Origin of the sequence: Roseibium sp. MMSF_3247 (assembly GCF_030733765.1) — a bacterium.
GTDB lineage: Bacteria > Pseudomonadota > Alphaproteobacteria > Rhizobiales > Stappiaceae > Roseibium.
On sequence record NZ_JASHII010000006.1, the window covers coordinates 347,768 to 355,127 of the forward strand.

Below are 7,360 nucleotides of genomic sequence, written 5' to 3' on the forward strand. Positions count from 1 at the left end.
TATAATTTTTTATTGGCAGTTTTCTGTAATCTGCTCTCTTCTCAAGCTATCAGCCAGTAAAGACCGGTGCCGGGTCAGCATTTACAGCATCAGAGCCCAGACAGTTGCGGCGAGCATGGTGAGCGCCATCACAACAGTGATGGAACGCATCAACCGGCCTTCGCCGATAAGAGCCAGAATAGATACACCGACCAGCGCCCAAAGCGAATGAAAGACCATTCCGCCCAAGAGGAAACCGGTTGCCAGGATGGCGGCGTTGGCATGCAGATCCAGACCGTTTCCTGCAAAGAAAGTCGAGAACGCGACGAGGCTCATGGCCCATGTCTTGGGGCTTAGCGGGTGGATCAACAACCCTTCCCAAAAAGTCAAAAGGGTGGTTTCACCCTTGGGCCGGATGGTCAGCGAAATAATCCGCCAGGCCAGAAAGGCCATATAAGTCAGGCTCAAAGCCTTGAATACCGATACGATGATCCCGCCCTGCGCCATGATGTGACCAAGCCCGTAGGCGACTGCCAGGTTCAAAGGCAGCGAGCCGATCTGTGAGGCAATGATGACCGGAAATGCCGTCCGGTACCCGGAACTCGCTCCGATCGCGAGGAAAGCCAGGTTTCCGGGGCCTGGCGTGCCGGTCATGATGATCACAAAGACCGCGAAGGCCATCAGGGTGGCGGTGTCCATTTCGGGAGCCTCATACAATATCGATACAATCGATACAAAAGCGTATGGACAATCTCTGTATTGAAATATTGTATCGGTCAATGATAACATTGTTCTCATGACAATGTGGGTTCCGAACATCGAGGCGGCTTCCGGGCCGATTTATCTTGCGATCGCAGACGCGCTGGAAGCTGATATTCTCGCCGGCAGTCTCGCCCAGGGCGACCGGCTGCCGCCGCAACGCGAGCTTGCCTATCAGCTTGGCATAACGCTCGGAACGGTGACCCGGGCCTATGCGGAAGCGGAGCGCCGGCGTCTGGTCAAAGGCGAAACTGGCCGTGGAACGTATGTTGCGCCGGAAAGCCAGAAGGTTTCTCCCCTGATCCCGAAGGAAGGGGAACCGGAGACGTGTGATCTGGCACGAAACTTTGCCTATCCGTTTCTCAATCCTAGCCTCTCCGATGGGTTGGTTCGCATGGCCAAAACGGCTGGAATTGAGCGCCTCAACGGATTTGTGCCCTCCGAAGGATTGAAGGCCCACAGGGAAACAGGCGTTCTGGTGTTCAAGGACTACGGACTAGATGCGGATCCGGGCCGGGTCGCGGTGACTTGCGGCGCACAGCACGGCATTCAGGTCACCTGCCAGGCCCTTTTTCTACCCGGTGATGCTGTGGCGGTGGATCAGTTTACGTACCCGTCGATCTTCAGTTCGCTCGCCGCGCAAGGGCTGAAAGCTGTGCCGGTTCCGGCGCTCATCGGCGATGATGGAGGGCTGGGCGCAATGGATCCGGATGCACTGGCCCAAGCGGTTCGCATGCATCACGTGAAGGGCGTTTTTCTGATGCCCAACATGCAGAACCCGACCACCCACACCATGTCGATGGTTGAGCGCACACGGCTTGTCGAGGTTGCCCGTCAGTATGACCTCAAGATCATCGAAGACGATCCCTATACGCCGTTTTTGACCGACCCTTTGCCGGCCTTTGGCGCCCTTGCGCCAGAGCGGACGGCCTCGATCGCCAGTATCTCAAAGGTGTGTTCGCCCGGCAGCCGGATCGGCTTTGTTCATGTTCCGGCGCCCTTTGAAGACACAATCCGCAACAAAATCGGCGAAAGCACATGGATGGCATCGCCCATCACTGCGGAGCTTATTTCCGGTTGGGTCCGTGAGGGGCATCTCAGCAAGGCGCTCCGGGTCAAGCGGCGCGCTAACAGTGTGAGATTTGACCGCGCCAAGAAGATTTTGGAGCCGTACTTTCTGCAAAGCGGCAGCCACAAGGTGTTTGGATGGCTTGCCTTGCCGCAAGACGTTGATCCGGATGCGCTTCAGGCGGCCTTGTCTCATCAGGGCATTTCGGTGCTGTCCTCAAGATACTTTCAGGCAAAAGGGCAAAAACCGGCAGCCTATATCCGGCTTACCTTTGGATCTGAAGAAAACGAAGACCGCTTCGATTGGGCGCTGGAGCGTATAAAGACCACCATCTCAACCTTTGCGGCGCCACCGGATTTGACCCGCCTTGTCGGGTAGGCCGCCCAGGTTTCATGTGGGCATCATTGACTGTTTTTTGACAAGCTGTCCGTTCCAAACCATAAGCGGGCAAACGCTGCGTCAGAAAAATACCGTTGCAGCACTTCCGCGATAGGACTTCATGGTGCTTTGGCCCCGCAAAAAAGACAAAGAACAAACTAGCGGCTGCAATCCGGACATCACGCCCTATGCACGGCTTGAAAACGCCGGTCTCACCCTTGGCAGCCGGAAGGTCCTGTCAGGCCTTAGCCTGGATTTGGAAGAGCGCCGGGTCGGCGTGATCGGACTGAACGGATCTGGGAAAAGCAGCTTCGCACGCCTCTTGAACGGTCTTCATCTCGCTGATGAAGGCCGCGTCACTGTCTTTGGCGCAGATGCGGCTTCCGTCCAAGCGGAATTGCCACGTCATGTCGGTTTTGTTTTCCAGAACCCGGATAACCAGGCAATTTTTCCGACGGTGGAGGAAGAAATCGCCTTTGGCTTGACACAGTTGGGCGCCTCGAAAGACGAAAGCCGTGCCAAAGCCTTGGAATTTCTGGTCCTTCATGGTTGCGGCGACTTAGCCGCTAAACCTTTTGCTGAATTGTCGGGAGGGCAGAAGCAACTAGTCTGCATTCTGGCAGTTCTGGTGATGAGACCGGCTGTCTTGGTTTTGGATGAGCCGATGACGAGCCTGGATGCGCTGGCATCCCGGCTGATATTCAACAAGCTCATGTCGCTGCCGCAACGGATTGTGATGGTCAGTCATGATTTGAGTCTGCTGACCGGGTTCGACCGGGTGCTGTGGTTGGAGGAAGGGCAGTTGCGTATGGACGGACCGGCAGCAAAGGTGATTGCAGCCTATCGGGACGACATTGAACGCCGGTCTGGAACCGTCATGGAAGCAGCTGCGATATGATGTCGGTTTACCTGTCAGGCGACAGCTGGGCCCATCGCCTACCGGCTGGCATAAAACTGCTCGCAGTTGCGATCGGCAGCCTTTTGCTTTTCAGGACCGAAACGCTCTGGGTCTTTGTTGTTTGCTTGGCCCTGGTGCTCGCGGCCTATGTTTCTCTCGGCCGCGGAGCCGTTCAGCGCTTGCGGCTCCTGAAGGGACTGTCGATCTTTTTGGCAGCAATCTTGGCGTTGCATTGGTTATCGGGAACCGTCATGGACGGTGTTATCGCAATCCTGCGCCTTTGTGTAATGGTCCTTGCCGCCAGCTTTGTCTCGATGACAACGCGAATGGATGATATGCTAGCAGCCGTGATGCCGTTGTTCCGACCGCTGGAATGGGCTGGCTTTTCAGCGCGCAAGCCCGCGCTGGGTGTCACACTCGTGTTGCGGTTTGCACCGCATTTGATGGAGATCTTCGCCGTCCTTCGGGAGGCATACCAGGCGCGCACGGGCAAAAAGTCGTCCTGGAGGCTGATTGCGCCTTTTGCGCTCCAGGCGCTTAAAATGTCGGACAATGTTGCCGAAGCTCTGGCGGCGCGCGGCGGCTCGCAAGGACTGACCCTGAAGTAATGGGCGCCTTTGACAACATACGACAAGGCCGGCTGACGGGTGACGCCGCAGCCATAGACACAAACAATAGACTCGGGTCGGAAAACGTCCCAGAAAAAACGACGATAAAGAAGGATAGACTCCCATGACAGATCGTTCCCTTGTGCACGTTGCATTTTATGCAGCTCTCATCGCCGTCCTCGGTTTGCTGCCGCCAGTCGCAATTCCGGCGCTGGGCGGGGTGCCAATAACAGCGCAGACACTTGGTGTGATGCTGGCGGGCATTATGCTCGGACCGGTCCGCGGCAGCCTCGCCGTGCTCTTGTTCTTGTTCCTTGTCGCGCTCGGCGCACCGTTCCTTTCCGGCGGCCGAGGCGGTCTCGGCGTATTTGCCGGTCCATCTGTCGGTTTCCTGATTGGCTGGCCGGTTGGCGCCTTTGTCGCTGGTCTGATCATGCGCGCGACAACCAACGCCAGCGTCCTTGTTTCGGCGGCGGTTGCTGGCGCAGTTGGCGGAATTCTTGTCGTCTACGCCTTCGGGATTCCCGGCATTTCCTTCATGACAGGTCTTTCCCTGCCGAAGGCGGCCATGGGCAGCGCAGTCTATATTCCAGGTGACCTCATCAAGGTCGCAATCGCAGCGGTGATTGCCCAGACGATTGCGCGCGGCCTGCCGGGCGCTGTTCTGTCTCGGTCCTAATCCGGTCGAAGCAGGATCTCACGCCGCATGGGCTACATCGGCGAACACCTGGAAAAAAAAGCGCGGGCCAGCAAGGCCGAACCCGCGCTGCAAACTGGCGGGTGCGTCCTCTCATGGGAAGAGTTCCTGTCATCTGTTCAGGAAAGAGAGCGGCTGCTTCGGGATAACTCTCCCGAAGGTGCCCAGATTGCGCTCTTGTTGGCCGACCCCACTGACACCCTCGTCAGCTTCTTTGCTTGCGCACGCTCAGGCCGCACTGCCCTCGTCATGGACCCTTCCTGGCCGCGGCATCAGATAGAAACCGTGCTCGAGGCCGTGCAGCCGGCTTTTTGTCTCGACGACGACCAATTCGCTCAATTTGTGGCGTCTCGAAACGATGAACTCGACACGCGCCCAAGCGACCCGCCTTTGGAAACCGCTGAGTTTTATGCCGGGTTCACATCTGGCTCGACGGGGATGCCAAAAGGCTTTGTGCGGTCTCATTGGTCCTGGTTGGAAAGTTTTCGTCTAAGTGAACCGGATTTTGAAGACCTCGAGCCAACCCGGATCATTATCCTCGGGGGGCTGAGCCATTCGCTGCACCTATATGGGGCGGTTCATGGTCTTCATCGCGGGACGCCTGTCACCGTCTTGCCCCGGTTCGAGCCGCGCGCATTGTTGGAAGTTCTTCAGGCGGAGGCGGGAAATGCCGCGCTCTATGCAACTCCGACCCAATTGCAACTGATCGCGGAGGCGGCCCGGCGCAGCGGTTCTCCCAAGGCCTTGCGTCTTGTTTTCTCCAGTGGCGCCAAATGGCCGGATGGAGCGAGATCCGCCTTCGCCGAAGTCTTCCCGAGGGCCCGCCTTGTGGAATTCTATGGCGCGTCAGAAACAAGTTTCATCAGTTTTGCCCGATCGGGTGACGGCACCCCGGCCGGGTCTGTTGGCCGGCCGCCTACAGGCGTTTCAGTTGCCATCGGCAATCCGGATCAACAGCTGCCGTTAGGTACGCCGGGTCCGATCTGGGTGAAAAGCCCACTTCTCTTCAATCGGTATATTTGTGGCCAGGCACCGGATACGGTCTGGCAGGGAGACTGGCTGACCTTCGGGGATCATGGATATGTCGATGATGCGGGATACCTGTTCGTGACTGGCCGCCAGAACCGGATGGTGATCACGTCGGGCTTGAATGTTTATCCGGAGGAAATCGAAACCGTTCTCATGAGCCATCCTGCGGTTAAGGCCGCCGTAGTTTTTGGTGTGACAGACGCTCTGCGTGGTGAGCGCCTGGAAGCTGTGATCGCGCTCCGCCTTGGGCTAAAAGATCCGGCGCAGACCCTTGCTGACCACTGCCGGAGATTTGCCGGGCGGGGGAAATGCCCAAAACGGTTTCATATGAAAGACAAGTTTCCTTTGACGGCTGGCGGCAAACCGGACCTGCAGGCGTTGAAACGGGAGTTTGGCGTGGGCGCAGCCCCTGTTCCGGTGCTGGAAGGTGAGAATTCATGACGCGCCGCGCTGTCATCGCAGCAGCCCGGCGGACGCCGGTGGCCCCACGCGGCGGCGGGCTGAAAGACCTCCAGGCCGACGAACTGGCCGCACCTGTTTTTACCAAACTCCTTGAAGACACCGGTATTCCGGATGACATGGTCGACTATGTGCTTCTTGGAAACGCCCTTTATGCAGGTGGGAACCCGGCCCGGATGGCGGCGCTTCGGGCGGGTCTCCCGGCAACCATTCCCGCAATGACCATAGATACCCAGTGCTGTTCCGGCTTGGATGCCATTGTTCATGGAGCGCGGTTGATCGAGGCCGGCGCCGCGCGTTGCGTGATTGCGGGGGGAGCAGAAAGCTGGACCCGGGCACCGGTTCGCATGCATCGGCCAAAAGCCGCTGGCGCGGAGCCTGTTGCTTACTCCAGACCGGCTTTCGCACCGCCGCCTTTCGACGACCCGGATCTTAGCGAAGCTGCTGCCCGTCTTGCCGCGCGTCTTGAGATCGGCCGCGAGGATCAGACGGCGTTTGCAGTTCACTCGCACGAAAAAGCTCGCGCAGCGAAGACCTCAAAGAAACGTGTCGTTTGTCCTGGGACCGATTTGGTGGATGACAGTTTTACACGGCCTTTGTCCATCCGGGCGGCGATGCGGGCGCCAGTTCTTTATGGAGACCGGGAAACAGGATTGTCGGCAGCGACAATTGCCTGCGAAGCGGACGGTGCCGCCGGGGTCCTGATCATGTCCGAAGACTTGGCGAGCGAACGTGGCATAAGTGGACTAACGGTCATTAAAGCTGGCAGCATGGGCGGCGATCCTGCAGATCCAGCCTTGGTCCCTATCGAAATGGCAAGGCAGCTGTTAAACCAAGCCACCTTTAGCGTCGCTGATATGACCGTTGTCGAACTTCATGAGGCGTATGCGGTCCAGGCTATAGCTGCCGCGGACACTTTGGGCATACCTCATGATAACCTCAATCCGCTTGGGGGTGGTTTGGCGCGGGGCCATCCGATCGGCGCATCGGGTGCTGTGTTAATGGTACAGCTTCACGACCATTGGCATACGCCGCGGACGCAGGGGTCTCCTCAAAAATTCACGGCTATGGCCCTGATTGCGGCAGCCGGTGGCTTGGCCGCAGGTGTCATGGTTGAGGCTTTTGAAGCCTAAGCTGGTAAAGGATTAACTAATTGTAATATCGAGCAAAACGACGTCTTTCGAAACTTTTTTCAGCTTTTTTGATTTTTTTCGAAATCGGCTGTTGACGGGCCCGGTCGACCTGCGTATAACCCGGTTCATCGACGGCGGCAACGTCGCTGGCGACAGGGCGCTGCGCTCTAAATTCCGGAAAACTGGTCGATTGTGGCTGGATCGAAAGGTTCGGTGATTGGTTGGTTTTTGCGAGTTTACGAGATGTAGGCCTGATGAGGATTTTGGTTCTCATGTTCATTGACAATTTGATATTTGAAGGAAGGGAAGCGTAGGCGGCGTTGGTCTTGCGGTGCTTGGGTCTTTAGGGGC

At 57.6% G+C, this 7,360-nt stretch carries 7 protein-coding genes; 6 read left to right on the plus strand and 1 reads right to left on the minus strand.

Going from position 1 to position 7,360, the window contains the following annotated elements; genetic code table 11:
* Window positions 1–81: 81 nt before the first annotated feature.
* On the minus strand, window positions 82–678 hold the full coding sequence (locus RBB44_RS20450; RefSeq protein WP_306149111.1) for a LysE family translocator: 597 nt from the start codon (window positions 676–678) through the stop codon (window positions 82–84).
* Window positions 679–775: 97 nt separating this feature from the next.
* On the opposite strand from RBB44_RS20450, the gene RBB44_RS20455 reads away from it, so the two are divergent.
* The 6 genes from RBB44_RS20455 (at window position 776) to RBB44_RS20480 (ending at window position 7,009) form a co-directional block, all read left to right on the plus strand.
* Window positions 776–2,185: a PLP-dependent aminotransferase family protein gene (locus tag RBB44_RS20455; RefSeq protein WP_306149110.1), complete on the plus strand. Its 1,410-nt coding sequence runs from the start codon at window positions 776–778 to the stop codon at window positions 2,183–2,185.
* Window positions 2,186–2,306: 121 nt separating this feature from the next.
* Window positions 2,307–3,083, plus strand: a complete 777-nt coding sequence (locus RBB44_RS20460) for an energy-coupling factor ABC transporter ATP-binding protein (RefSeq protein WP_306149109.1) — start codon at window positions 2,307–2,309, stop codon at window positions 3,081–3,083.
* Window positions 3,080–3,691, plus strand: coding sequence for an energy-coupling factor transporter transmembrane protein EcfT (locus tag RBB44_RS20465; protein WP_209176537.1), 612 nt, complete (start codon window positions 3,080–3,082; stop codon window positions 3,689–3,691). Before RBB44_RS20460 ends, RBB44_RS20465 begins: the two co-directional genes overlap by 4 nt.
* A gap of 124 nt (window positions 3,692–3,815) precedes the next feature.
* Window positions 3,816–4,370, plus strand: coding sequence for a biotin transporter BioY (locus tag RBB44_RS20470; protein WP_133952669.1), 555 nt, complete (start codon window positions 3,816–3,818; stop codon window positions 4,368–4,370).
* Between the two features lie 27 nt (window positions 4,371–4,397).
* Window positions 4,398–5,858: an AMP-binding protein gene (locus RBB44_RS20475; protein ID WP_306149108.1), complete on the plus strand. Its 1,461-nt coding sequence runs from the start codon at window positions 4,398–4,400 to the stop codon at window positions 5,856–5,858.
* Window positions 5,855–7,009, plus strand: a complete 1,155-nt coding sequence (locus RBB44_RS20480) for a thiolase family protein (RefSeq protein WP_306149107.1) — start codon at window positions 5,855–5,857, stop codon at window positions 7,007–7,009. The genes RBB44_RS20475 and RBB44_RS20480 overlap by 4 nt, the downstream gene beginning before the upstream one ends.
* Window positions 7,010–7,360: the final 351 nt, after the last annotated feature.

Coding starts and splice junctions, on each gene's coding strand:
- RBB44_RS20455 (WP_306149110.1), top strand. CDS start 776: ATGACAATGTGGGTTCCGAACATCGAGGCGGCTTCCGGGCCGATTTAT.
- RBB44_RS20480 (WP_306149107.1), top strand. CDS start 5,855: ATGACGCGCCGCGCTGTCATCGCAGCAGCCCGGCGGACGCCGGTGGCC.
- RBB44_RS20475 (WP_306149108.1), top strand. CDS start 4,398: ATGGGCTACATCGGCGAACACCTGGAAAAAAAAGCGCGGGCCAGCAAG.
- RBB44_RS20465 (WP_209176537.1), top strand. CDS start 3,080: ATGATGTCGGTTTACCTGTCAGGCGACAGCTGGGCCCATCGCCTACCG.
- RBB44_RS20460 (WP_306149109.1), top strand. CDS start 2,307: ATGGTGCTTTGGCCCCGCAAAAAAGACAAAGAACAAACTAGCGGCTGC.
- RBB44_RS20470 (WP_133952669.1), top strand. CDS start 3,816: ATGACAGATCGTTCCCTTGTGCACGTTGCATTTTATGCAGCTCTCATC.
- RBB44_RS20450 (WP_306149111.1), bottom strand. CDS start 678: ATGGACACCGCCACCCTGATGGCCTTCGCGGTCTTTGTGATCATCATG.